The following is a 26,236-nucleotide window of genomic DNA, read 5'->3' on the forward strand; positions in this document are numbered from 1 at the left end:
AAAAAAACATATCAGGGCCGTATATTTTGCATTGCGTTGCGGAAATGCAACATTTTTATCCCGTTCAGCTAAATCCATAAATAATTGTAAATGCAAATATCATGATGGAAGACGACGAGAGATTTCCTCATGTTCTCGGCTGAGGTATGGCGGAAAATATACGTATTTATAAGGGGATATCAGAATATTTGGCTTTAAATGTCTGCTCCATTATCGACGGAGTAATTCATCAATAGATTTCTTAAAAACCAGCATTCTATGAGGGTTACACCTTAAGAAAGTGTAGATATTTGCAGCTTGGCAAAGCGATTAAAATATTAATCTTATGCCGCAAGTAAAAGTGAGATTAAGTATTTTGTTTATGTAGCAATCCTGCGCAAGGAGCGCGCCGGGTTGCCTACCACGGTTACGCCAGAAGGCACGTTATGCGTAACAACACTGCCAGCCCCGATAATGGCGTTATCCTCAATCATAACCCCGGGCAAGATAATAGCTCCGCCGCCAATCCAGACATTTTTCCCGATGGTAATAGACTGGCCAAACTCCAGCATTTTTTGACGTAGTTCAGGATCCCGCGGATGGTCTGCCGTCAGAATCTGAACACCGGGGCCTATTTGCGTGCCGCTTCCAATCCTAACAGGCATCACATCAAGTATGATGCAGTTAAAGTTCAGAAATACATTGTCGCCTAGAAAAATATTATAGCCGTAATCACAATGAAAAGGAGGGCGGATACAGGCGTTCTCTCCAATGGCTCCCAGTTGTTCAGCCAGAGATCCCTGACGATTATTATATCGGACCAGCCATTCAGCGCATTGCGCCATGTCCTGCTGCAATTCAGGATCGCTGGCGATATACAGATCGCCAGCCAACATTTTCTGTTTTTCGCTTCGGTGCGCCATTATGTCAGATCATGCAGGGCCTTGCCGAGTGGCGCGCTGAGGTGCCAGTCAGAAAAACGCACTTTAAGGCCTTCACGCTCGGGCGTACAACACATCGGGCCAACCAGGTAAGATGTGGCCGTGGGGAAGGGGGCCAAGCGCACCAGAGGCCAAAGCTTGCCATCACCAGAGACCTGAAGCCTTAACACACCATCGGCTACGGTAGCTCGAATCCAGAAGTCTTTTGGATCGCCTTCATAAGGGGCCGTTGCCCAATCTGAACGGCCATCTGTAAGAACACTGCTGAGCATTGCGCGCCCATCAGAAAGCTCTATACCGGCCTTTACCCAGTGCTTTTCGTCAATCCGCACCATAAGCCCGGCTTGATCATACAGCTTCTCATATTCCGCACGGATACGCAGCTGTGCGGTAAAGCGTGAGGGTGCGTGGATGCCGTAAAAATGGCCACTATCACGGGTGAACCCATAAAAGGTCTCACGCCAGAAATCGGAGCCTTTGTCCGTTGTCATTTCAAGTGTATCGGCTGTGATCACGCTTTGATGGGGTTTGTTGAGCCAGACCCCATTTTGCCACGTGTCAGAAAGGCAGCTGGCGTAGGCTTTGCCACCCAAAGCCATACTGCCGGCCACTGCGCCTGCTACAATCACCGTACGCCTTGTTATGTCGGGACAATCATTTTTTTCGGGGATATGTGTCATGGTTAAGATTCTATATCATGAACAACAAAAATGAGCAGACAATATTAACACATTCATGTCGGTTCCTTTTGAAGAGCTCCATCTCCCTTCAAAAGGAAAGAGTATTGGTTTTTCCAGTAGCAAGAATGATTGCGAGTTTATGAAAGAGCCTGCTGGCCTGCGATCCGCCGAAGTAATTCAGCATGAGGTGCGTGAATACGCCCACAGAGCGCATCGCGATGGGCACGCTCTAATGGATTGTGAGCAGATAGTCCGGCATTACCAGCCAAACCAAGGAGAGCAGATGTAAAATCCGCAGCGGCATCTACAACACGCGTTTTTATAACTGCTGCATGTGCCTTTAGTTGCTGGGGGGAATGCTCTGCCTCTACATCTGCTGCGTAAAGGTGCAGCACCATGGCGTTCATGTGCAATGTAATGCTAAATCCGCCAACAGCATCGAGCATTGAAGGCAGTGTTGCCAGTGGTGCTCCCAAATTGGATGGAACGCGGTTTTTCAGGAAGTCACAAAACCACGCCAATGCGGCGGTCGCAATGCCATTATACAAAGCCCCCAACAGGCCTGTATTCCATAAAACAAGAGTATTATGCCCGATTGGCGGTGCATCAGGCGCATGTAATTCCAGTGCTGCATCGGGTGGCAAGGTAACTTCGGTAAACATGACCTCATGGCTATTGCTGGCCCGCATGCCGATGTGGTCCCAGTTTTCAAGAACAGCAATGCCATCTGCCTTGGCAGGAACAATAAAGGTACCAACTTGTGCTGGTGTCTCATCTGTGCAGGCGCATACCAGAAGCCACGATAAACCGGGAATGCCGGTTGCATAGGCTTTTCGTCCCGTTAAAACCCATCCGCTTTCCGTGCGGGTGGCAACTGTACCTGGCAATCCGCCACGAGAGGTAGATCCAAGGTCTGGTTCCGCCAAAAGGATATTCAGCAGTTGATCATGCTGTTCATCTTCTATCCAGCGGGCGACCTCATCTGAACCGAATTGATGATGTGCAATGGCAGCGCGTACCATATAATGATTGACCATAACCAGTGCTGTAGAAGCATCACCCTGAGCAATCTGCCCAACAATATCCTGCACAACGGTTAGTGTGAATGGCGTAGGGCGCGTAGGTGTAGATAGACGTAAAGACAGCAGTCCTGCCTGACGAAGATCTTCAATATTTTCCTGCGCAAAAATTCCAGTACGATCATGATGCGCGGCACGTGTGGCAAACTGTTGCTTGAGATGCCTAGCAGCATCAATGGCACTGTGCGCGGTCTGTAGATCAATTGACATGGAATATATATTTCACCATTTCTATGGGTTCGTCATAAAATACAACATTTATGACGCGAATATATCTGTCAATAACTTAGCCATGCTGATTTCTGGCCGGAGCGTATGTTCATACAAACGCTTTGGTTTTTTTATGCTGTCATGGCCAATTAAGAGAGAGAATGAAGGTGCTCAGTCACACACCTTCATTCTTGCAATGCCTGTTGATATTTTCAGGATAATACTTCGGTCTGGTTATCATTCATCAGCCGCGCGGCTTGCAAGGCCTCAGCAAATCTGGTGCGTGTTGCTTGCCCCATACGGCTCATACCGCAGGCATCGCGCATACGCGTAATGGCTTCATCATCAGGGCAATCAATGGCGATAGCGCGGCAGGCAAGATCCACCAGAGCAGGCAACGGGACTTTGGTAGGATCTATGCTTTTCTCTGAAGAGAAAGAAGACAGAGGTACGCGTGGCGCAACAGGCAGGCGTTCTGACCACAGGAATACACCCACACTTTCCTCCGTATGACCAAGCGAGGACGGAACTGCACGTTGAATGCGCTCACGTATCTCTCTGCCCACACGGGCAAAGCCATGCTCGCGCGAGAGTGTCTGGATAAGCACATCTTCACGTATAACGCCTGTCTCATCCACAATCTGGTGAATGAGTTGCGTTAATGTTGGCAGATAATCTTCCTGATGAAAGCGGGAAGGATCAATCACCGGTTTTGGAGGCGTGAGTGTAACGCTTTCAGTAGGAGCCTTGGCGTAAAGTGGTTCAGATGATGGCGCAGCTAGTGCCAACGCATCGGATAGTGGGGTTTCCGCCAGAGGTTCCGCGTGAGATGTAGCGACAGAATTGGCAGGAATCTCCTCTATTTCGGGGGGAGTTGCGCTCAGGCTTGCTGCTGCCATTGCCGCATCATGTTCTGCCTGTTCTGCCCGTTTTTTGCGTGCTTCTTCCAAAAACGCGTTCAGGGCACGGTCAACCCGTTCCACTTCACGCGGTGCATTGGTCCACCAGTCTGTGGACCAAATACGCAGGATGTTCCAGCCAAGGTTTTCAAGCACGGCCTGCCGAAGCCTATCCCGATCACGTGCAGTAGCGCTTCGGTGATATGTCGCTCCGTCACATTCAATGCCTGCTAAAAATGTGGTGGGCAGGTCGGGATCCACCACACCCAGATCAATACGAAAGCCGGATACACCTACTTGCGTTATGACATCCCACCCCTTGGCACGCAGCATAGAGGCAACTTCAATTTCGAATACACTGTCATAACCACCAACAGAACCTTCATGCGCACCAGCCAGTGCTGTTGCGCCACGTTCAGCAAAGAGCAGGAAGCGGCGCAAATCACGCACACCTGCGGCGCGTGTGCGTTCAATTGCAATCTGGTCGCCTCGGAGCGAGCCGAACACAATCAACTGTTCTCTGGCACGAGTGATAGCAACATTCAGGCGCCGTTCACCGCCTTCCCGGTTAAGCGGCCCGAAGTTCATGGAAATCTTGCCCGCAACATCAGGGCCATAAGTTAGGGAGAACAGCATAACATCGCGCTCTTCACCCTGAATATTCTCCAGGTTTTTTACAAGCAGAGGTTCTGGGGCGGCATCGCCCGTAAATCTTTCAAGGCTTGGGTCTTTGCGCACTTCTGCTTCCAGCAGATCGACAATTAGTTTTTGCTGTTCACTATTAAAGGTAACAATACCAACGGAACGTTCCCGCCCATCCCGCATGATCTTTACCGCCTCGGCAACCACCATACGTGCTTCTACAGGGTTGGTATGGGACCCGTTACGTCCGGGCTCATAAATGCCTTTGGGTACGAAACGGAATGATACCGCCTGATCTGATGTGACAGGTGAGGGGAAGGTAACGAGGTTGCCGCTATAATATGTCTGGTTAGAGAAGGCGATCAGGCTTTCATGCCGACTACGATAATGCCATTCCAGACTAATGGCAGGAATACCTGCGCCAAGGCATTCATCCAGAATGGAATCAAGGTCAGTCATTTCATCGGATATGGCTGCATCCTCCGCAGCCTTGCCGGCTATAAAGAAGTCTGTTGGCGGAAGCTGTTTGGGGTCTCCCACCACAATAACCTGTTTTCCTCGGCCAATAGCGCCAATGGCATCCCACGTTGCAATCTGAGAGGCCTCATCAAAAATCACCAGATCAAAAGATTCAGCATCGGCCGGCAGATATTGGGCCACAGAAAGAGGGCTCATCATCAGGCAGGGGGTTAACGTGCGCAGGGCGTGAGGCATTTTTTCAGCCAGTTGACGCACCGGGAGATGACGGGTCTTTTTTGCAATTTCGCGCGTTAATACCTTGTATTCAGGGTCATGCTGCCGCGTGGCTTCCCCGGGAATTTGTCCTGCCAAGCGTGCACGTATCAACCTGACGGCTAGGTTTTTCAGTTTCTCATCAAGTTCACGAAAACGCAGAATACGTCCTTCATGCGTTGCAGCCACAAAACCGCTTAACAGTGCGGAATCACTTACGGCATGCATGGTCCACCAACGGGCGTAATTTGCTTCAAAAACAGAAAGCACATCTTCCTGCGCAACCAGACCTTGCTCTATTGCAGTCACCAAAGGCGTTAAACCCAGTTGTGCTGCATGGTGGCAGGCGCGTTGCCATGCGCACCAGTCCCGCAATTCACGCGCAGAGTTTTTCCAGCTTTGTAGTTTTTCACTAACCTCGTTAAGCCAATCAGGAGCCTTGGAGTTTACCAGAGCGCTGATATTACTGGCACTACACTCAGCAAGCGTTTTCAGGGTTGTTTGTAGTGCTGAGAAGGAAGCCCGATACTGCGTGAGTGCAGTATGAACGCTGCCTCCCGGTGCCAGCAGATCCTGCCCTTCGGTGAGCAAGGTTTTGAGATGGGCGCGGGCAGAGAGGAGGGCGGCTGTGTCTGCCATACATCCGCCAAGATGGTTTCTAGCCTGCTGTCCCCATTCAAAAACAAGGTTTACCTGGTCGAAATCAGTCTCAAGTCCGCGCCATAGGGCACCGATATGTGCCTTGTGCGGTGCTTCTTCCAGCTTATTGGCAATGGTCTGGCGTTCCACCAGCTTTTCCAGATCGCTTTCGCAATCTTCCGGCATAGCTATGGCATGGTCATTTAACCGCTTGCGGATGGCTTTTTGCCCCATGGAACGCGCTATCAGCCATTTTTCTTTTGCCGTGCGCCATTCAGCAAGAATGTCAGACACTGGAAGCGTATCAACGCTTTCTTTCCAGCGTGTATTCAGGTCTTCAGTCAGGGTGCGATGTTTGGCAACCTGCTCTTTTTCTGCAAGCACTTGGCTGCAAATGTCCTGCGCGGCATCTCCAAACGCCCAACCGGCTGCATGGGGCTGTAATAAATGTGCGCATAGCGCATCAATCTGCCCGAGGCGGATAAATGATAAATTATCTGCCCCCAATGCAAGCGCCTTGACCACATCATGAGCCGCGTTGCGAAGTTCCCCCAAAGCTGCCAGCGTTGCTTTGACTGTCTCCAGCAACCGCGCCTCCCACAGAGGGGACCATTCCGTCTGCTCAAGGCCTGCCAATTGGGGAGATACAACAATATCGCCAATGCGGGCATAGAGTGTGGCCAGGTCTTCGGCCGCCTGCACTAGGTTGTCGTAATCTGTTTTTGAATGTGCATCAGCGTCACGCCACACAAGGGGGATGCGTACGATTTTTTCTTCCTGCGCACGTAATGTGATGCCAATACCCCGGTAAGGCGTCCAGCCATTTCGGCGTGGGGCATGGAGCGCGTGAACATAAGCATTCAGTTCAAGCCGCAGCGCATCAAGTGTTTGTTTTGTGTGTGCGTATTCTTCCTGCTGAAAATCTTCCAGCGCGGCCTGGGCTGTCTGGAATTGCTGGAGCACACCCATTTTACTGGCTTTGGGTGAGAACAGATCCAGACAGAACTCGGCAATACCCAGCTTTGCCAGCCGATTACGTACAACCTCCAGCGCTGTGCGCTTTTCGGCCACAAACAATACGGTGCGGCCTTGCGCTAGTGTATTGGCAATAATGTTACCAATTGTCTGGCTTTTACCTGTGCCCGGTGGGCCAATCAGCACAAAATTTTCGCCCGCAGCAGCCCGTGCCACGGCTTTAAGCTGTGAGGAATCAGCTTCCATCGGGCACACAAGATCAGCTTCAGCCAATGCCGTATCGAGATCCTGAGAAGCATCAAACCCATTGGAAGGTGTAGCACCATCTTGCTCGGGTTCTTGAACACCATTTAACAGACGGCTTGCAACATCATTGGTAGCCAGCTTGTCTCGCCGCTCAAGAAGATCTTTCCACATCAAGAACTTTGAGAAACTTAATGTGGTCAGACTAACATGTTCACGAATTTCCCATCCCGGAATGTGGCGCAGATGAAGCCGGAATGCTTCGATAATTTTTGGTACATCCAACCCTGAACCATCTTCAGGAAGGTTTTCATGTTCCAACAGGGGGATGCGGATATCATAATCCGCACGCAGCATTTCCAAAAGTGTTGTGTTTATGCGGGTTTCATCACTGTGCGCACGTAACGTAAAGGGAGATTTAATGCTGGCGCGTTCCAGAATTACCGGAACAAGAATAAGTGGCGCAAGATAAGGCTTACTCTTATCCTCTGGTGTCCACGCCAAAGCCCCTATGGTCAGAAAGAGCACATTCGTGCCGCCTTCCTGCTCCGCAGCTCTGGCTTGCCGATAAATCTCGATAAGGGCGTTCTGGAGGTTTTCTTTCTTGCGCGGGACAACAATCTCGCGCCGTGCAAGCGCCTCTATGGCATAGGCGCGTGCGGCATCCTCCTGATGGCGGTCTTGATGAAGGGATTTGTTGCGAGGATCATCCTCATCCATCAGGTCTGGCGCAGAAATAAAGCGTAAAGGTTTAGCGTTACCGCCTGCGCGCATGTCTGCCAGCATATCTTCCAGTGTGGCAGGCTCTGGGCACTCAATTTCAATTTGCTGACGGTCAGACTTCGGCAAATTAAGCAGGCGGTTACGCGCTGACATATCCAGAAGACGATTGCACCAGCGCTGAACACGATCAGCGGGGCGATCCGGTAACAGTTCTTCTTCCCGTTCCTCACGCAGGGCCGGAGGTGCCTCAAAAAGCGGCTGCTCGGAAGTATCTTCCGAGGTTTCATCAAGCGCGGTATCTGTGCGTAAACCTGGAGTAGAAAGAGGACGGATGCGGCGAAGACGTGCGCGATGCACATCAATAATTTCACGGAATGCGTCTTCGTCATCATCGCCGATATCGCGCAGGTGAGCCTCTCCGCGCTCACAGGCAGTTGCAAAGCTGGGTTTGCGGGCAGCCGTTACAAGCGTTGTTTCAAAAACGCGCAGGTCATCAAGTTTCAGGCGGTTGCGTATGCCCGGCAGATCCTGAACAACGGATGCACCTGCATCCTGCTGAGAAAGCCAGAAACCTGCAAATGCATGCCCTTTGGTAAGAACAATCAATGGGCGCAGGCCAATGGCCTCAAGGCAGGCGGCAAAAAGAACGGTGGTATCCAGGCAGGTGGCCAGCCGTTCTTCATACACCTGAGAGGGCAGGCGAATGCGTTGCCCATGTTCCACAAAAGATGCGGGAGGGTTGATGTAAGTGATGTTCAGCCCACAAATAGCACACCAGATAGCCTGCGCCTGTGCCCATACTCTGGTTTTATCGCCCTGATATCCTTCCAGCGAGGCAACTTGCCCGGCCTGCTGCAAAATATCGGCTGCATTGCGCAGAATACGGGCTATTGCTGGGTCATTCGGCAAAACAAATGCTGCAAGAATATCAGGAATACCACATAGGCCGCCCCATTCATTACGTGCCAATACGCGCACATCGCGGGTGATTTTGGTTAATTCCTGCTCTCCGGCACGTGCGGTAACTGTTACGACAGCTTTGGAAGCTTCCGTTTGGACGGAAAGCAATGCCCCATCAAGCGTGATGTCACGATCATTCAGCACGCGCAGTTCTTGGGGGCGAACCTGCTGCAACATCCATGAGCGTGGCGTAAGAAACGGAGGTTCACTGCTGATGGTAATTTCTACGGCAGGATATTCAACGTCTGTTTTGTTATCGAAAGCAAGTTCTTCAAGAACGGGAACACTGTTTTCCCACAGGCTTGCATTTACGGCTTCCTGTAGTGCGATTTGCAGCGATGGTGTTTCGGCAGGCAAGGGGTGATCGGAGTTTTCAGAAATCTGTTTTTGCTCTGTATCCACCCAAAAGTCCCCTTTATCTGCCGTTATCATGCGCTCAATAACACAACTACCGCTTGTATTATGGCAAAGTTATTCATGTTTCATAGGAAAGAGGAGTGTCTGTAATTGGTGCCAGATTTGCAAGCCGTGTATTGGCGGAATTTTTAAGTTTATAGCAGGCGGCGTACAGCTTCCAACACATCATGACGCACACGTTTGCCTAGAGAGGAGGGCAATAGGTCAAAGGCATGTACTGCATTGGCATAGACGATAAGTTCTGTTGGTACGCTTGCTTTCCATAGGCGCTGCGCAAAAGTAATATCTTCATCGCGAAATAGATCCAGCGCACCAGTAATAATGAATGTTGGCGGCAAGCCGGAGAGATCACGCATGAATGCAGGCGATAAATAACCAAATTGCGGATCATCATCAGTCAATTCTCCACGCACGGCAGACCAAGCATGTTGGTTCTGGGCGCGTGTCCACACAAACTCTCCTGTTGTCGGATCATCTGAAGGCGCATTTGTGCTGCCTGTGCGCAGATCAAGCATTGGATAAATCAGGACTTGTGCGTGCAATTTTATCTTGCCGCGATCTCGCGCCAGAAGTGCTGTGGCGGCGGCCAAACATCCTCCACCACTATCCCCCATAACCATGATGCGCTCAGAATTAATGCCCAATTCTCCCGCACTCTCATGCAGCCAGACCAGTGCGGCATAAACATCTTCCAACCCACCAGGGAAAGGCGTTTCCGGTGCCAGTCGATAATCAACCGAGACAATGAGTGTGCCTGTTTCAGATGCCAGTCGGTCCAGCATACCCGCCTGCATGTCAGGGGTTCCGGCAATCATGCCGCCACCATGGACGTAAAAAATGGCAGACGTTGTTCTGCTGGTTTTAGGTGGGTGAAACAGGATGACGCGAACATCCGGGGCTGCATCTGGGCCGGGGATCAGTCGCTCCTCATATTTGACAGCTCCAGAATTGAGGAGAGCTGTTGTCCCTTCAACCAAGCTGCGGCGGAACTCCATCAGATCATCCTGCTCTGGGTTGAAAGACGGAAATGACGCAATCATGTCGCGCTGTTCGATATCGACCAAATGCAGAGTAGTCACTGAAAGAACTCTTTATTTCTGTTGAGAAGCAACAGGATCATAAAGAACGGTTACCCAAAATAACAATGACCCTACAATAAGTTGAATTGTTGGGGTTTTCCCCATGGGACACTTAGGTAAATCGGGTAGAATTGTTTAACAAACACCAAAAAAATCGGCTTATTAGAGAATGTTTTGTTCCGATGGGTGGTCTTTTGCTCTGATAACACGCCCATATGCAGTTTTTCCAAATTCCTCTGAATATCCACTGTCATGCCATGCTACTTTGCCGCCAATAATAACATTCCGCACAACAGCATCAGGACGGTTAACAACCTGCCGACATCCAAACTGGGGACGGTGTATAAAGTGATATGTTTTTTCAGGGTTCCACCGTGCAAGAGCGATCGGATCAATAATGCAAAGATCGGCCTGCATACCAGGACGCACTAACCCCGCATGAATTCCAAAAAACTTGGCAGGAAGACCTGTTAGGCGATGAACCATGACTGAAACCTGCTTCAATCCTTCTTGCTGCGCAATTTTTAAAGCACGAAGGTTGCCATCGTAAAAACCAATATTGGCAAGATGTGCGCCGCTATCGTTAAAACCCGGTAGTGTTTGCTTGTGAAACAGGAGCTTTTTAAGTGTTTTTACATTCCGGTTTGCAAAAGTTGTTTCCCATCGCAAATCTGTATCCCATGTGCGCAGCAAATGTAAAAAGAATGCAGCATCATCTTTGATTGGGTTCGGAAAACTGGAGAAAAATACCTCTTCTTCATCAGTGGATGCGGCATTATGAGCCCCCGCAGCCTGATACATAAGAAGCCTACGATACGGGGCTTCCAGCGTGTCTCCAATCCAACTGGCAAGCGGGCACTCCGCCACAATCATGTCATTCAGATTCCGGGTAAGCACAACGCCTTCCATGCGAAAAAGCCGCAATATTTTTCTAAAAGACCAGCCATTTTTTCCTTTGAGCCACATTTTGCGGAATGCTTTGACCCATTTTGGATCGTTCAAAATGCGTGCACGGCCCAAACGGTCATCCAGTTCCAGTTCGTTAAGTGCCCGAAACTCAGGAATTTCATCAGCAATCGGATTGATGGCGCCGTCACTCCAGATGCGAAACGATGAGGAGAGAGCTTGAAAGCGCAAGTTCCCTTTGAATATGCGGGAGTTCAGTATTGAAGAAAGCAGGAGACAAAGATACATGGCAGAACGGTTGGTTTGTAGATCAATCGCTGCCAACACTGTGGTTTTGAGTGAATGCTTGTAAAGGCGTCCACTGCTGAGCATAAAGCTGCGTACAGCAACAAAAATATTGTCTTTTGAGGGCGTGGCCTGCCAAACACGATTATAACGTCGTACAATGTTTGTCAGCCGGGATAATTCTTGGAAACAAGCATATTGTGTTGGAATTTTTTTCTTTTTATTCGGTGAATTGGCCAGAAAATGAAAAGGCAGTGCATCGGTTGAGAAGCCAGCATAACCTTGAGTCATGCCAGCTTCCAGAAGTTGCTCCATATGGGCAAGTTCCTGCTGTGTTGGCTTTCTGCTGATAGATGCGGTTAACCCCATGACTGCAATTCTGAGCATGGAATGAGGTATGAGCGGCACCACATTTGGCCCTAGAGGCAGGCTTTCCAGATGATGAAGATAGCTTTCTGAATCTGACCATGTACATGCATCAGCAACCCTTTTGAGGATTGGTTTTGGCATGTTCTCAACCCGTGCAAAACAATCAACAATAGGGTCTTCGCCATTACTGCGCTGATGGCCATATGTGACCCCGATAGAGCAATTACTTATGACAACAGTTGTCGTTCCATGCCGCACCACTTCTGGCAATTCGGGAGCGAGTTCTATTTCCAGATCAAGATGAGTATGAATATCCAGTAATCCTGGCATCAGCCATAAACCCTGACATTCTATCTCAACAGTATTACATGCCGCTTCAAGATGAGATCCGATGGCAGTAATTTTACCATTCGTAACAGCAACATCTGCAATGATAGGAGGCGTTCCAGAGCCATCAAACAGAAGGCTATTTCGGCAAATAATATCAGCCATATATAGCTCCGAAAATAGCGCAGAAAGGCATGAAAAACATATGCTGACTGTTCTGTCGGCACCTAATTTATCTCATCACAACAGATTTGAAGGGTAATTGGTTTCTAAATAATTTGTTTTATATAAAAGTATGTGGAAATTAATTATACAATCAACATTTTCTGGAATTATAATTGAATAATTCAAGAAGCATTTATTAAATGTATATATTTTTCGGAAATTCAGTGAAAAGCGGGGTCTATACACAAGAATAGAACCCGCTTTATGCACGAGTTTATAAGAAAATTAAGCAGATCGCAATTTTGCGTCTGCGATTTCCTAGTTTTGGATAATATATGGACCAGCACTGCGGACAAACCTTTTGTTTGTCCGCAGTCAATGCACATTAATCAGAATACAGGTATAGGAAAATAAAACCGGCTTTCCTATTTTTTATTCTTTAGCTTTGCATCCCATGCAGCTCGCACTTCGGCAGGTGTCATTTGCTTCTGTTCTTTTTTTGGTGGCTGAGCCGGTTGCGGTTTCTTACTGCTTACTGTGCGGGATTTAGCAGGGGAAAGCTTGCTTTTTCCTACTGAACCACGTGCATGAGACAAGGCTCCGGGTGCAATACCAGCTGCAGGATTGCTGTTAACTTCCTGAACAGCACGGCTGCACAAAGATTTATCACCAACGCCAATCTGAATGGTTGGGAGCAAAGCAAGTGGTGGAAAAACAAACCCAAGACCTGCGGTCGCAGCTGCGCGGCCAAGAATTTCGGCACCAGGCAAAACGGTAGGAGACTTGATGGGGCCGGTAATATGAAACGCACCAGGCAACGAAGCGATGGTGGGGTTTTGTGAACGTGTGGTGAGTTCGTAATCCAGCTTATTCGTGCGGAAATTGATGGTACCTTTGCCCAAGGTGCGGGATTCACCCGTTTCAAGCAACAGAGTGTTAGTAGAAACGATACCGTTCTTGAGCGGCATATCGGCAATAAAGCAGCGAATATCTGTATGGGAGGGCAGGCCAATCGCGCTAAGAACAGCGTTAGCCAATTGTAGCCCCAACACACTTGGCAAGATAGCGGTAATATCCCCGCCTTGATCCAGCACCAGCGTAAGTCCCCCATTGCCAGCAGCCATTAAGGAAGCAATGGAATTACCTTTTGCTTTCAGAGTCATATGCCCACCAATAATACCTTGGGCTTTTGAATCTGTAGTGGCCTGCATAATGCGTGAAAGATCAATCCGGGCAAAATCAATCCGGGCGGTCGTATCAAACAGTTTGCCATCTGGCTTAAGGGTGGCAGAACTGGCCAAAGTGCCATTTCCAACCGCAAAATTCAGGCGTTTGAGATCAATGGCGCCATCAGTCACAAAAAACTCGGCATCAATGTTATCAAGCGGCACTTTCTGGTTTTCGATATGCGCCCCATGATACGTGACATGAGCATTCACAGCATTCAGTTTGGGAATGTTGATAGGCGTATCAGGTAGCACCGTGTTGCTTTTGGCTTCTGCTTTTTCTTCAGCCTTTGTCTTATCTGGCTTTGCACCAATAAAGCCCCCCAAATCAACAAGATTTACCTGCTTGGAATGAAGGTTTGCCTGTACGAATATGGGTTTTTCATGCGGGTTGACTTCAATGGTCCCCCCAATGTCACTCGTGCCCATTTTGCCTTCAAAATCTCGGAATACAATATGCTCACGGGTATAATCCAAAGCGCCAGTAATGCTGTAAGCTGGCGTGCGGGGAATAGGCACACCAGTGAGGGGGTACAGCAAGGACATATCTGGCCCGGCAAAGTGCAGTTTCAGGCGGGCACCAGCAAGAGTGAGGGGATGGACCACGTCACCTTTCAGTTTGGCTGTTGTTGGGCCATTTTGCACAAAAAGATCAACCGGGTAGGGTTCTTTATCTGCAACAAAAGAGAGAACTGTTCCCCCTACAAAGCGGGCTGTAATAGGTTGTTGCGCATAACGCCCCTTGGCTGTGAGGCGCAGAGCCCCACGGCTATTACCTTCTGGTGGGGTTGTTTCCACGCCCATCTGCATATCAGCCTGTAGCGGATCATGCCGAACATGCAGCGCGCCATTGGTAATGCGCAGTTCCCCAATATCAGGAAGGCTGGTTGCTTTATCTGCGTTCTTTTTATCTGTGGAGGCAGGCTTTCCGTCTGCAGTAAAGGTATAGTTGTTTTCACCATTCTTGCGGGCAAGAATATCTGCTTTGGGGTCTGTCAGCGCTATAAACGGAATATGGAGCGCATGATGCCATATGTAGGACCAGACATCGACTGAAACGGCTAATTCCTTGGATTCAGCAAATAGGCTTTTTTCCTGAGAAAAGGTCTGAGGCTGTTCAATCTTCAGGTTTTCTACGCGAATGGTTGTGATGCGGCCCAAGCCCACATGCAGATGCTCAATAGTTGTTTTACGATGGAGCATTTCTGTAGCGCGGGAATTGACCAAAGGTACAAACCAGTCCCACGACCAGAATAGAATCAGCAGAATAATGGCCAGCAGGAAGGAGCCAAACCCTATCAGCACCGGGTGTGATTTTGCTGGTGTCTGAGGGGGTGTTTCAGTCATAAGGTAGGCTCCTTGATGGTATAAAGGCCAAAAAGATTAAAATTAAAATATGTCAGGGATAGAAAAACTTATCCCGGCATTGCGTCTATATAACAAGGCCAACGCTATGTTGGGTTGCGAAGTTCCTGCCTGAAAACGGCAGAAAGGGAATGTGTGTTCCTAAAAAAGACACTCGTCCTAAATATGGCCAGAGATACCAGCGTAGGGCATACCTGTAATGCTTTGTGCTTGGATTGCTGGTTTACTTCTAAGGTTATGCCTAAACATGACTTATGATCGCATCTCATTCGGCTCAGTCTGCCAGCCTTATCCCGCGTGCCTTGCGCCATGCCAATGGCATAAAACTTCGTAAGGCTGCCCCACGCACCCAGCAAGCCGAATGGCGTCCTTCCAAAAAGAGGGCAGATCCGGTGTCTATCCTTGAGGCGCAAGGGGCGCACCGGATCAGCGCATTGCTGCCTGTGCGGTATGCACGTATGGCAGTGTCTCCCTTCGCGTTTTTGCGCGGAGCGGCGGCGGTAATGGCCGCAGATTTGGCTGGAACACTTACCGCAGGCCCAAAAGTGCAGAGCTGCGGAGATTGCCATCTGGCCAACTTTGGCAGCTATGCCTCTGCCGAAGGAATACCGGTTTTTGATATCAATGACTTTGATGAAACACTTCCTGCTCCATTTGAATGGGATATCAAACGCTTAGGCACCTCCTTGGTTCTTGCTGGACGGGAAGCAGGGCTTGCTGATGGATCTGCCCGCAATCTGGCACGCAGCATGGCACAATCCTATGCGCAGGAAATGGCGCATCTGGCCCCTATGAGTCCTTTGGAAATCTGGGCAGAACGCATTGATCTTTCTGCTGCCATTGCGGGTTTTCAGAACAAACAGGCTCGCAAAAAAGTCCAGAGCCTGCTGGAAGCGCGGTTAGAAAGCGCGCGCAAACATTTTGGCCTTGTGGCGGAAGATTGTGGAACGCCGCGTCTGACAGAAAAACCACCTTTGGTGGTGCGTCTGCCAGAACAGGATGCCGCAATACGCACAGCCTTTGCCAGATATATTGCAACACAACCTCCCGAGCGCGCTATTCTGCTTTCTCGCTATGCATTGCAAGATGTTATTTTCAAGGTTGTTGGGGTAGGGAGTGTGGGGACATTTTGCGCCATAGGTCTATTTTCAACGCCAGATAATGAAGTTTTGCTGCTTCAGATCAAGGAAGCCCAGACTTCTGTTTTAGCGCCATATCTTCAGCCTTCTCCTTTTCACAATCAGGGTGAACGTGTTGTGGTCGGGCAACGTATTATGCAAACAACATCTGATGCATTTTTAGGCTGGACGCATAGTTGTGGCACGGATGAAGCAGATGGTGAAACCGGGAACCTTTCTGTCGGGCAGCGTCAGTTTTATGTGCGCCGGTTGAAAGATCAGCGCTTGGCGGCAATTGGGGCAGAGTTTGCACAGGTTGGTCTGCCTGATTATGCGCTTTTATGTGGCCGTACGCTGGCACGTGCCCACGCACGTTCTGCCGATGTTGCCACTTTAGCTGGCTATTTAGGAGGAGGACGTGCGTTTGCTGATGCCATAGCTGGGTTCTCCGTTGCTTATGCGGATCAGACAAAAGCTGATTGGAAAGCTTTCTGTACTGCCATTAAAACTGGTCGTATTTCCACCCAACTTTCTGCATCATCATCCAAAGAAAGCACATCTCAAAAGCAGAAATCTTAAACAGCATATTACAAAGCCTTCAGCACCCCAAACACCATTAAAATCTGATTTTGGGGGTGCTGTGAATCTTGGCTTTACAAAAAACCGTCCGGCCGGTATGTTTTGTCTATGGCAAACCATAAGACACGTACGAACAATCCAGAATCCGTAAAAAGCAATCTTTTAGATGCTGCGGCTGAAATACTGATTCATGAAAGCGCACAAAAACTGACATTGAATCTGGTTGCGCAAAAAGCAGGCGTGAGCAAAGGCGGCTTGCTGCATCATTTTCCCTCCAAAGAGAAGCTTCTTGACGGATTGTTCCATCGTGAACTCAATCTCTTTAGAGATGAGATACTGGCCACCATGGAAAAAGACCCAGTGAAAACTGGGCGAGCGGCACGTGCCTATATCGGTTTGGGAAACGCATCTAACCCACAGGATAAAGGCTATATTATTCTGCGCCAGCTTTTGTCTGTCATGCTTTCAGATAGCAAACTGTCTCAGGAATGGACGCGCATTTATTGGCAAACAATAAAATCTACCGGTCTTTTTGAGGAAAGCTCACCGTTGATGATTCTATGCTGCCTGGCAGCAGATGGATTGTCACTGTGGGAAATATTAGGCGCGGAAAAACTGAATGGTATTCAATACGAAGAAATTCAGAACATTATTGAACACATCACACATTCCAAAAAGATTGAACAATGAAAGGTTTTTTATATATATTCTTTACAGTGGTTGCTGAAGTAGTGGGCACGGCAGCACTTAAAGAAACACAAAATTTCACAAAACCTCTCCCAATTTTCGTTATGAGTATTGGGTATGTGCTATCATTCCTTTTTTTATCCCTTGCCTTAAAAATTACACCTATGAGTGTAGTTTATAGTGTGTCTTCTGGGCTAGGTATTGTTTTTTCATGCCTTATTAGCAGATTTTATTTTAATCAAATCTTAGATTACTCTCAAATATTAGGTATTGTTCTTATATTTTTTGGTGTTTTGCTGTCTAATGGCAGCAATATTCACAACACGTAGAACCCCACACAATAGATCCAATGCATAGTTGTAAGTATTATGTATCATAACAGAAAAAAACAAAAGTTTTTTATAAGGCTGCTTTGATTGCAGCTTTTATATCTGCAAGTGGTTGCAAGGAAAAACGTCCTGAAACTGTATCTCCACAACAAAAGCCTGTTGAAGCAGTTCAGGTTGTACCAGCTGATCATAACTCATCAAACTATGTAGGTTTCTACACAACTGAGCATATCATATCTGTTTCTTCAGTAAGGGAAGGGAAAATCAAAAATATTCCCGTACATGAAGGCGAAATCATACATAAAGACGATGTTTTGGTTGTCATGAACAATACAGATTCAAAACTTCTTCTGGCGCAAGCTCAGAATGAGTTTGAAGAAGCACATGCCAATACACTTCAACTTTCTGATCTCGTAAAACGCAGTAATGGTTTGGATGCGATAGGTGCTTTATCTACAAGCGCAATAAAAGATAGACAATCAGCTCTTGCCATGGCGCGCGCAAAAGAAAAAGCTGCAAAAGAATCTGTAAAACTGGCTGAAAGTCATGAACAGCAAAGCATGATACGCGCTCCAGAGGATGGAACTCTCATAAAAATTTCTACGCAACCCGGTGCATTAACCGGGGCAGGAAATGAGGTTGCTGTACTGGCTGCAGGAAAGCCCGAAATTGATGTCGAATTATATGCTTCAAACTATGTAAATATTGGCGAGAAAGCCAAAATTAAGATTACAACAGGCACCTCGCAATCTATTATTACACAAGGAGAGGTGGTACGTATCAGCCCATACTTTGATGCTGAAACAAAAATAAGGCATGCACGGGTGTTATTAAAAACACCTTTGCCAATACCATTTAATGATTCAGTTCTGGTCAACTTTATTCCAGAACAAGTAAAAAATCATGTTCGTGTGCCTCTTACAGCGCTTTTTTATAAACAGGGGCTCCCTTATGTTTGGAAAGTGAGTGAAGACCAACAACATATTTCTGAACAGCGTATCACGATTATAAGCTTGAGCGGGCAAGATGCCGTTGTAACGGGGCTTTTGCCACAGCAACTTGTTGTTTCAAATGGCCCGGATCTTCTTCGCCACGAAGATATCGTGAAAATTGTTCAAATGGATGATCATTCATGATGTCCCAAAAGTTCAATCCATCTCGCTGGGCTGTGGAACATCCTCAGCTTATTGGCTTTTTGATGATTATCTCTCTTATTGCAGGGGGATGGCAATTTACAAATTTGGGTCGGGCTGAAGATCCTAATTTCACATTAAAAAGCATGACTATTTCGGCCCAATGGTCTGGTGCAAGCCCAGACGCATTGCAGGCACAAGTTATAGATCCGCTGGAGCAAGAATTACGTGGTATAGAATTTTTAGGGCCTGTTAGGGCTTGATCCAGTCTGCTGCGGCAGCGATGTGGATGACCGCGAGGAACGACGTTGCTGTTTTTTCATATCTGGTTGCGACAGCGCGCCACTCCTTGAGGCGAGCCCAGAGGTTCTCAACGAGATGCCGACACCGATAGGCCCATTTGGGGCAGGCGACCGGGCCATCGCGTCGTTTCGCGGGAATGGCTGGCCGTGCTCCCATGTCCCATATCCGTTCACGCATGGCGTTCGACGCGTAGCCCTTGTCCGCTACTACCCACAGGGGAGTGGCGGGAAGGCTGTCGAGCATGGCTGGTGCCAGAGGCAGTTCATGAGCCTGTCCAGGGGCCAGCGCAAAACCGAAGGCTTTTCCATGTCCATCAGCGATCACGCAGACTTTTGTGCCATAGCCGCCGCGAGAGCGGCCAAGTGCTTCACGATGGTCTCGCTCTTCGAAAGAGGCCCCTTTTTTTGGGCTCCCGCCGCTTTGTGGTGAGCCCTGATGTTCGTGCCATCCAGAAAAGTCATTCCGAATGCCACTCCCTGTTGTTCCTGAACCAGTGCGAGCAGCCGCTCCCATACGCCGAGCTTCGCCCAGCGGATGAAAAGCTGCGCAGCCCGCCACCACGGACCCAGTTCAGCGGGGATACTCCGCCATTTCGCGCCATTCTCATGACGCCAGAAAATCGCTGCTATCGTCCGCCGCAGATCATGTGGCGGCGTCTTGCCCCTCGGGCGAACCTCCTCAATCAGAGGTTCCCAGATCGCCCATGTCTCGTCCGTAAAGGTGCCTGTTCTGTCTCCTTCTTCCATCCCTACAATATGGGAAGAAATTCAAGATCTAACAGGCCCTAGATTCCCTTTCTACTTACTGTAACCCGTCTTTCTGTGTCACTCAGGTGTCATTAAATGATAATGCTCCAAAAGAGCAGGTTCCGCAGATATGGCAAAAAGTTCGTAATAAAGTATCTGATGTTTCTCCTTCTTTACCAGAAGGAAGCAGTCTATCTGTAAACGATGATTTTGCAGATGTGTATGGTTATACTTTTGCGCTCACAGGCCCTGAAATATCCAGTCTCTCTCCAATAGCCAAGAAAATCAAAACAGGTTTCCAGAGAATTCCTTACGTTGGAAAAGTACAGGTTATTGGAGAAATTCCAGCAACATTTAATATAGATATAGATCCTACCCGGCTAAAAAATACGGGTATAGGCTTGCAGCAATTTTCTGAATCTATACAGCAGCACAGTCTTATTGCCTCAGGAGGCATGCTGGACTTTGGCATTAATATACCTATTGATGTTTCTGGTGCCGCAGATAATCAGGAATCTATAGAGCAGATCACATTACCTTCAAAATCTGGTAATTTGCATGTTAAAGACATTGCAACTGTTAGCCGTGGATATGTTGATCCCCCATCCAGTATTGTCCGGTATCATGGCCAGCCGGCATTAATTATAGCCGTGGCAATGGCAAAAGATGGAGATGGCCTGGCTTTAGGTAAAAGGCTGAATACAGAACTGGGAAAAATAAATGGTGACCTTCCTGCAGGGCTAAAGTTTGTTCAGGTTGAAGATCAAAGTAAAATTATTAAGGAAGCTGTAAATACATTCCTTTTAAAATTCTTTTTTGCACTCCTGGTCGTGTTAGTTGTGGCCTTTGGCACGCTCGGATTTCGAAGCGGTATGGTTGTGGCATTTTCTGTGCCGCTTACCTTATCTTTTGTCGCATTATATATGAAAATATCCGGCATTAGCTTAGAGCGTATTTCTCTTGGTGCTTTAATACTGTCTCTTGGTCTGTTAGTTGATGATGCTATTATTAGTATTGAGGCCATGATTGTGCAGTTATCTAACGGCGCAAGCCGAGAGAATGCTGCATCCTACGCATGGTCGCACACTGCGTTCCCCATGCTTACGGGCACGTTAATAACAATTATAAGCTTTTTACCCGTCGGAATAGCTAAATCTACTACAGGTGAGTATGCCGGTGAAATTTTCTGGGTAAGTGCTGCGGCATTACTTTGCAGTTGGGTTGTAGCAGTGGTTTTTATACCATTACTTGGCGTATGGTTTTTACCACAACCCAAAAATACACTAGAAAATGAACCTTCGTTAGAAAACAAAAGCATTCTTCTTTTAAGAAAAATTCTTGAGTGGGTTATTGTTAAAAGAAAAACTGTGTGCGCAGTAACCATTTTTCTTCTTGTTATTGCAATATTTGGCACAAACTTAGTGAACCAGCAGTTTTTCCCATTATCGGACCGTCCAGAACTGATTGTTGATGTTGCATTACCCCCCGGCAGCTCGCTGAGTAAAACAAATAAAATTGTAAGTAATATTGAAAGCAGGATTTTATCCTTACCTTCACTGTATCATATTGAAACACATATTGGAGATGGTGCTCCCAGATTTTACATGCCTTATATTCCTGCCAGTCCCAGCGCTTCACACGCAACACTTTTGCTGGTTGCCAAGGATCTGGATGCCCGAGAAGAAATTTTCAGGAAGATCAAAGAATTTGCTAATGATATCCCGGCAAGCCTTCATGTACAAAGACTCTCTTTGGGGCCAACTGCTGATTTTCCAGTACAATATCGGGTTATCGGGCCCAATATAGATGAAATTATAAATATTTCTCATAAAATAAGAGATATTCTTAAAAAACATCTGGCACATCTGATGTACAAATTGACTGGGGCAACCGCACTTTATCTGAATCATTCAAGATGGATTCAGGTAAAGTTGTTCATTTTGGAAGTAATCGCATTGCCGTTGCACAACAGCTGCAGGCTTTTCTTTCTGGGGAAGTTGTAGGTACAATTTTCAGCACAGATAATCACCGTAGTCTGGTTATTCGTGCAGAAGAAAAATACCGTCATGACCCGCAATTATGGATGCTGCTTCCGATACAAACGCCAATGGGCAATGTGTTTTTAGGTCAATTGGGATCCTTGGAAGTCAAACAGGTTTTTCCCGTTATATGGCGGCGAAATGGAGAGCCGTGCATAACCGTTCAATCTGATGTTCTGCCGGGCGCCGAACCCTTGGACATTGTTGAGCAAATAAGACCTGGAATAGATAATATAAAAAAGCATCTTCCATATGGTTATAGAGTGGAAGTAGGAGGGGATGCCGAGCTTTCTCAAACAGCAAATGATGCGATATTTGCTTTATTACCCCCAACAGTAGGCATCATGCTGCTAGGGCCTGTTAGATCTTGAATTTCTTCCCATATTGTAGGGATGGAAGAAGGAGACAGAACAGGCACCTTTACGGACGAGACATGGGCGATCTGGGAACCTCTGATTGAGGAGGTTCGCCCGAGGGGCAAGACGCCGCCACATGATCTGCGGCGGACGATAGCAGCGATTTTCTGGCGTCATGAGAATGGCGCGAAATGGCGGAGTATCCCCGCTGAACTGGGTCCGTGGTGGCGGGCTGCGCAGCTTTTCATCCGCTGGGCGAAGCTCGGCGTATGGGAGCGGCTGCTCGCACTGGTTCAGGAACAACAGGGAGTGGCATTCGGAATGACTTTTCTGGATGGCACGAACATCAGGGCTCACCACAAAGCGGCGGGAGCCCAAAAAAAGGGGCCTCTTTCGAAGAGCGAGACCATCGTGAAGCACTTGGCCGCTCTCGCGGCGGCTATGGCACAAAAGTCTGCGTGATCGCTGATGGACATGGAAAAGCCTTCGGTTTTGCGCTGGCCCCTGGACAGGCTCATGAACTGCCTCTGGCACCAGCCATGCTCGACAGCCTTCCCGCCACTCCCCTGTGGGTAGTAGCGGACAAGGGTTACGCGTCGAATGCCTTTCGTGAACGGATATGGGACATGGGAGCACGGCCAGCCATTCCCGCGAAACGACGCGATGGCCCGGTCGCCTGCCCCAAATGGGCCTATCGGTGTCGGCATCTCGTTGAGAACCTCTGGGCTCGCCTCAAGGAGTGGCGCGCTGTCGCAACCAGATATGAAAAAACAGCAACGTCGTTCCTCGCCGTCATCCACATCGCTGCCGCAGCAGACTGGATCAAGCTCTAACAGGCCCTAATTTTGATGCTGCAATTACAACAGTTCAGCCGTGTTATACTGGTTTTATGCTCCAGTTTTTTAGGGGTGATAGGCGCTGTATTGGGCTTGCTTATTTTTAATGCCCCCTTTGGTTTTGTGGCTTTGTTAGGTTTAATTGCTCTGGCTGGAATGATCATGCGCAATACCATCTTATTGGTTGATCAAATAGAATATAATAAGCAGGATGGCTTATCCTTAAATGCGTCTGTTATTGATGCAACACTATTACGCGCAAGACCAGTTATACTTACAGCCTTAGCATCAGTTTTTGCCTTCATTCCTTTGGCCTTCAATATTTTTTGGGGACCTATGGCCATTGTCATGATTGGAGGTTTGAGTGTTGCGACATTTCTTACTCTTCTTGCCTTGCCAGCTTTTTACTTGGTGATGTTTGGTGAAAAACAAAAAGATAAGGCTGTGCAATGATTTTTATGTTTTCCAAATCCCAGAAAAATACAGTTGCACTTTTACTGTCAGGAATATTGTTGGGAGCATGCTCCCTGCAGCCTAAAACACCACTCCCCAAAGTCGCCTTACCACAAATGTGGGAGAATACTCCTGCCCAGCAGTTTAATGGGAAGGTTCAAAAAAAATGGTGGCAAAATTTCAATCAACCAGAGCTGGATAAACTTATAGATATTGGCCTTCAGGAAAATATTGATATCAATATTGCTTATGAAAAACTGCAGGCATCTCGTATTGAAACAAAAATAGCCTATGCCGCCAATATGCCAGAAATTAACGGCACAGCAGGGTATAGCAGAAATTATACATCTACAGCAGGTATAGGTGATGTATTGCGGCCTCTGTTAGGGCTAGATCAAGGTGGTTCATACCTAGAACCTAAAGGGGTTTCTTATAGTAATTTTAATACCGGCATGTTTGCATCATGGGAATTGGATTTATGGGGCCGCTATAAGTTAATGCGGAAGGTGGCAGATGCTAACCGTCAGGCTTTTCAAGATGATATTGAGGCTGTGTCTCTTTCATTCGAAGCAGAAATCTGTCGTCTTTATTTTCTTTGGCGCAATCTTGCACAAATGGTAGAAATAGAAAAACAAGCATCCAATATTTTAAAAGAAATAGAAGTTATAAATAATGCCTCATATCAACGCGGTCTCATTTCACAAACAGTTCTTCTTGAGCAAAGCAATCAGTTTCATAAGGTTTTTATGAAGTATCAGGAACTGGATAATGCACAGCAGGCCGTGCAGCGTGCGCTTTCCATGTTGGTATATAACCGCCCAGATGGCTTATCTGTAATGGATGATAGTTTTTCACCTATCGATTATACTCAGATCACACCAGCACCTTTAAAAATTCCATCCGTATTGGTGAAAAGTCGGCCAGATATTCGTGCGGCTGAACAAAGATTGCATGCTGCGTCAGCTATGGTTGGTATTGCCAGGGCAGATTTTTACCCCCGAATTACGTTTTCTGGCGAACTCTCCATAGATGCGTTAACCTTAACCGAGTTCGGATGGGGCGCACGAAATACTCAGTTTGGCCCAACGCTCACACTACCTATTTTTGAAGGTGGAAAAATTGCACGACAAGTGGAATTGCGCCAATCCGAACTCAAAAACGCTGGGCTGGAATATAAACGAACTGTTTTAAATGCTTGGAAAGAAACAGAAGACGCTCTTGCCAACTACAACATGACACGCGAACAGTATGGAAATGCTGTGCAAATGGCTGAAAATGCAAAAATCAGCTCAAAAAGGGTAGGGGTTTCTTACCGCCACGGAGATGAATCTAAAGCAGAATTTCTTGTCAGCCAGCTTGCCAACCTAGATGCCGAGATTGAGCTTTTAAACATGCAACAACGTCTGATGGAGAACTACATTCGCCTTTATGTGGTTTCAGGCGGGTAAAGTGTAGGCCTCCAAAACCTACACAGAGGCCAACGCCAACCCTTCGGCAACAGAAACAAACTCTCCACCCAATTCAACCCGATCTTCTCCAAAGCGAGACGTAAAAAGTTGTCTGACTGCGGGTACGAAAGACGTGCCCCCAGTTAGAAACACGCGGTCAATCTGCTCTGGCGCAAGAGAGGCCTGACTGAGTGCTTGATCAATACCTTCACCAAGTTTGGCAATATCAGGGGCAATCCAGCGGTCAAAATCTGCGCGTGAGACGGTTGTTTTAATATCCAGACCGGGTTGAGAGAAAGAAAGCTCAGCACTTTCCGCAGAGGATAAAGCACGCTTGGTGGCAGAAACCGCATTATAAAGTTCCTGCCCATGCTGCTCACGAATAAGCTCAATCAGGCTTTTCAGTTTTTCCGGTTCAGAAGCTGTTCGGGCAACATCTGCAATTTCATTAAGAATACGCGGGGTGCGCATCAAAGAAAGACGATGCCAGCGCGCGAGAGAGTGGTACCATTCAATAGGTACCGGCAGCGGCTCCCCTCCCATAATGCGGAATGTGCAATCACGCCCAAGATAAGGGGCCACAACATTATCAATAATACGGAAATCAAACTGGTCCCCAGCCAGCCCTACACCTGTATGGCCAAGCGGCTGTGCCCCTTGATTACTGGCGGGATCAAAACGCATGATCGAAAAGTCACTCGTCCCACCGCCAAAGTCACCAACCAGCACTGTTGCGGGCCTATCCAGCCGCTGCATGAAGCGCCAGCCCGCAGCTTCTGGCTCCATCATAACGGCCACATCTGCAAAGCCTGCCTGCGTAAAGGCCGCCCTTAGCCGGGCTTCCCCCAAGGCGTTATCTGCGTTTTCGCCTACAAAATGCACCGGCCGCCCAACCGTAACGTGGCATTCTGCCGGAGTAATATCTGTAAGCGCCATCAATTCCCGCAGGAAAGTGGCAATCAGATTTTCCAACGAAAGGCGCTGGCTAAAAACCTGTGTCTCACGAAAGCTGGCTTGAGCCAGATAAGACTTCATGGACATGATAAGCCGCGTTTCGGACGGATCATCAAGATGCGCCTCAACAGCGTAAGCGCCCACAGCCCGCTGGAGCAGCCGCCTACCGCCTTCCATCTCTTGCCATAAGGCAAGAAGCGTGGGGCAGGTTTGAGAGGAACCACCATCCGGCGTAGGGAAAGAAATGGTCTGGATGGTACGATCAGGACGCGCGATAACGATGACGCTATTGGTCGTTCCGAAATCAATGCCGATCTGGATGGGGCGGGCTGAAATAGTCATGGTTGGCGGAAAATAATGTCCACTGGCCATGCTGTCCATGCCTCATGATGCTCTACCGCACCAGATATCTGC

Annotated in this window: 16 protein-coding genes and 2 pseudogenes; 9 read left to right on the forward strand and 9 right to left on the reverse strand. The window is 48.0% G+C overall.

Features of this window, described 5'->3' with window-relative positions; translation table 11 throughout:
* Positions 1 to 359: 359 nt before the first annotated feature.
* The 7 genes from QQM41_RS12385 to QQM41_RS12415 form a co-directional block, all read right to left on the reverse strand.
* Complete coding sequence (locus QQM41_RS12385) at positions 360 to 905, reverse strand: sugar O-acetyltransferase (protein WP_339078122.1); 546 nt, start codon at positions 903 to 905, stop codon at positions 360 to 362.
* Complete coding sequence (locus QQM41_RS12390; RefSeq protein ID WP_408874567.1) at positions 902 to 1,600, reverse strand: DUF1349 domain-containing protein; 699 nt, start codon at positions 1,598 to 1,600, stop codon at positions 902 to 904. The genes QQM41_RS12385 and QQM41_RS12390 overlap by 4 nt, the downstream gene beginning before the upstream one ends.
* Before the next feature lie 137 nt (positions 1,601 to 1,737).
* A complete protein-coding gene (locus QQM41_RS12395; RefSeq protein WP_339077313.1) occupies positions 1,738 to 2,889 on the reverse strand; it encodes an acyl-CoA dehydrogenase family protein in 1,152 nt (383 codons plus the stop codon).
* Between the two features lie 212 nt (positions 2,890 to 3,101).
* The gene (locus tag QQM41_RS12400; RefSeq protein ID WP_339077314.1) at positions 3,102 to 9,134 is read right to left on the reverse strand and encodes a DUF3320 domain-containing protein; all 6,033 of its coding nucleotides are present in this window, start codon (positions 9,132 to 9,134) and stop codon (positions 3,102 to 3,104) included.
* A 119-nt stretch (positions 9,135 to 9,253) separates the two neighbouring features.
* Positions 9,254 to 10,198 (reverse strand): alpha/beta hydrolase, encoded by a 945-nt coding sequence (locus QQM41_RS12405; protein WP_339077315.1) that lies wholly within the window; start codon positions 10,196 to 10,198, stop codon positions 9,254 to 9,256.
* A gap of 162 nt (positions 10,199 to 10,360) precedes the next feature.
* Positions 10,361 to 12,250 carry an N-acyl-D-glutamate deacylase gene (locus QQM41_RS12410; protein ID WP_339077316.1) on the reverse strand — a complete coding sequence of 630 codons (1,890 nt, stop codon included), beginning with the start codon at positions 12,248 to 12,250 and terminating at the stop codon, positions 10,361 to 10,363.
* A 425-nt stretch (positions 12,251 to 12,675) separates the two neighbouring features.
* Positions 12,676 to 14,823: an AsmA family protein gene (locus QQM41_RS12415; RefSeq protein WP_339077317.1), complete on the reverse strand. Its 2,148-nt coding sequence runs from the start codon at positions 14,821 to 14,823 to the stop codon at positions 12,676 to 12,678.
* A 272-nt stretch (positions 14,824 to 15,095) separates the two neighbouring features.
* On the opposite strand from QQM41_RS12415, the gene QQM41_RS12420 reads away from it, so the two are divergent.
* From QQM41_RS12420 to QQM41_RS12440, 5 genes are all read left to right on the forward strand, one after another.
* Entirely contained in the window at positions 15,096 to 16,538 is a 1,443-nt protein-coding gene (locus QQM41_RS12420; RefSeq protein WP_339077318.1) for a DUF2252 domain-containing protein, read from the forward strand.
* A 108-nt stretch (positions 16,539 to 16,646) separates the two neighbouring features.
* Positions 16,647 to 17,228, forward strand: a complete 582-nt coding sequence (locus QQM41_RS12425) for a TetR/AcrR family transcriptional regulator (RefSeq protein ID WP_339078124.1) — start codon at positions 16,647 to 16,649, stop codon at positions 17,226 to 17,228.
* On the forward strand, positions 17,225 to 17,554 hold the full coding sequence (locus tag QQM41_RS12430; RefSeq protein WP_339077320.1) for an SMR family transporter: 330 nt from the start codon (positions 17,225 to 17,227) through the stop codon (positions 17,552 to 17,554). Before QQM41_RS12425 ends, QQM41_RS12430 begins: the two co-directional genes overlap by 4 nt.
* Positions 17,555 to 17,637: 83 nt before the next feature.
* Positions 17,638 to 18,690 carry an efflux RND transporter periplasmic adaptor subunit gene (locus QQM41_RS12435; RefSeq protein ID WP_339077321.1) on the forward strand — a complete coding sequence of 351 codons (1,053 nt, stop codon included), beginning with the start codon at positions 17,638 to 17,640 and terminating at the stop codon, positions 18,688 to 18,690.
* Positions 18,687 to 18,950, forward strand: a complete 264-nt coding sequence (locus QQM41_RS12440) for an efflux RND transporter permease subunit (RefSeq protein WP_339077322.1) — start codon at positions 18,687 to 18,689, stop codon at positions 18,948 to 18,950. The genes QQM41_RS12435 and QQM41_RS12440 overlap by 4 nt, the downstream gene beginning before the upstream one ends.
* Here QQM41_RS12440 and QQM41_RS12445 read toward each other — a convergent pair.
* A protein-coding gene (locus tag QQM41_RS12445; protein WP_082779839.1) for an IS5 family transposase occupies positions 18,940 to 19,736 on the reverse strand; the annotation gives its coding sequence in 2 pieces (ribosomal slippage) (positions 18,940 to 19,397 and positions 19,397 to 19,736; 798 coding nt in all). The genes QQM41_RS12440 and QQM41_RS12445 overlap by 11 nt on opposite strands.
* Positions 19,737 to 19,822: 86 nt before the next feature.
* Between QQM41_RS12445 and QQM41_RS12450 the strand changes: the two are divergent.
* The 4 genes and pseudogenes from QQM41_RS12450 (at position 19,823) to QQM41_RS12465 (ending at position 24,868) form a co-directional block, all read left to right on the forward strand.
* Positions 19,823 to 22,146: pseudogene (locus QQM41_RS12450) on the forward strand (efflux RND transporter permease subunit).
* A 21-nt stretch (positions 22,147 to 22,167) separates the two neighbouring features.
* A protein-coding gene (locus QQM41_RS12455) for an IS5 family transposase (RefSeq protein WP_339076994.1) occupies positions 22,168 to 22,964 on the forward strand; the annotation gives its coding sequence in 2 pieces (ribosomal slippage) (positions 22,168 to 22,507 and positions 22,507 to 22,964; 798 coding nt in all).
* Positions 22,965 to 22,970: 6 nt separating this feature from the next.
* Positions 22,971 to 23,420, forward strand: a pseudogene (locus QQM41_RS12460) (efflux RND transporter permease subunit); the annotation flags it as partial.
* Complete coding sequence (locus QQM41_RS12465) at positions 23,417 to 24,868, forward strand: TolC family protein (protein ID WP_339077323.1); 1,452 nt, start codon at positions 23,417 to 23,419, stop codon at positions 24,866 to 24,868. The pseudogene QQM41_RS12460 and the gene QQM41_RS12465, both read left to right, overlap by 4 nt.
* A gap of 18 nt (positions 24,869 to 24,886) precedes the next feature.
* Here QQM41_RS12465 and QQM41_RS12470 read toward each other — a convergent pair whose 3' ends face one another.
* Entirely contained in the window at positions 24,887 to 26,203 is a 1,317-nt protein-coding gene (locus QQM41_RS12470) for an Hsp70 family protein (RefSeq protein WP_339077324.1), read from the reverse strand.
* Between the last annotated feature and the right edge of the window lie 33 nt (positions 26,204 to 26,236).

Source organism: Acetobacter sp. AC2005, from assembly GCF_037901235.1.
In the GTDB taxonomy this organism is placed as follows: domain Bacteria; phylum Pseudomonadota; class Alphaproteobacteria; order Acetobacterales; family Acetobacteraceae; genus Acetobacter; species Acetobacter oryzoeni.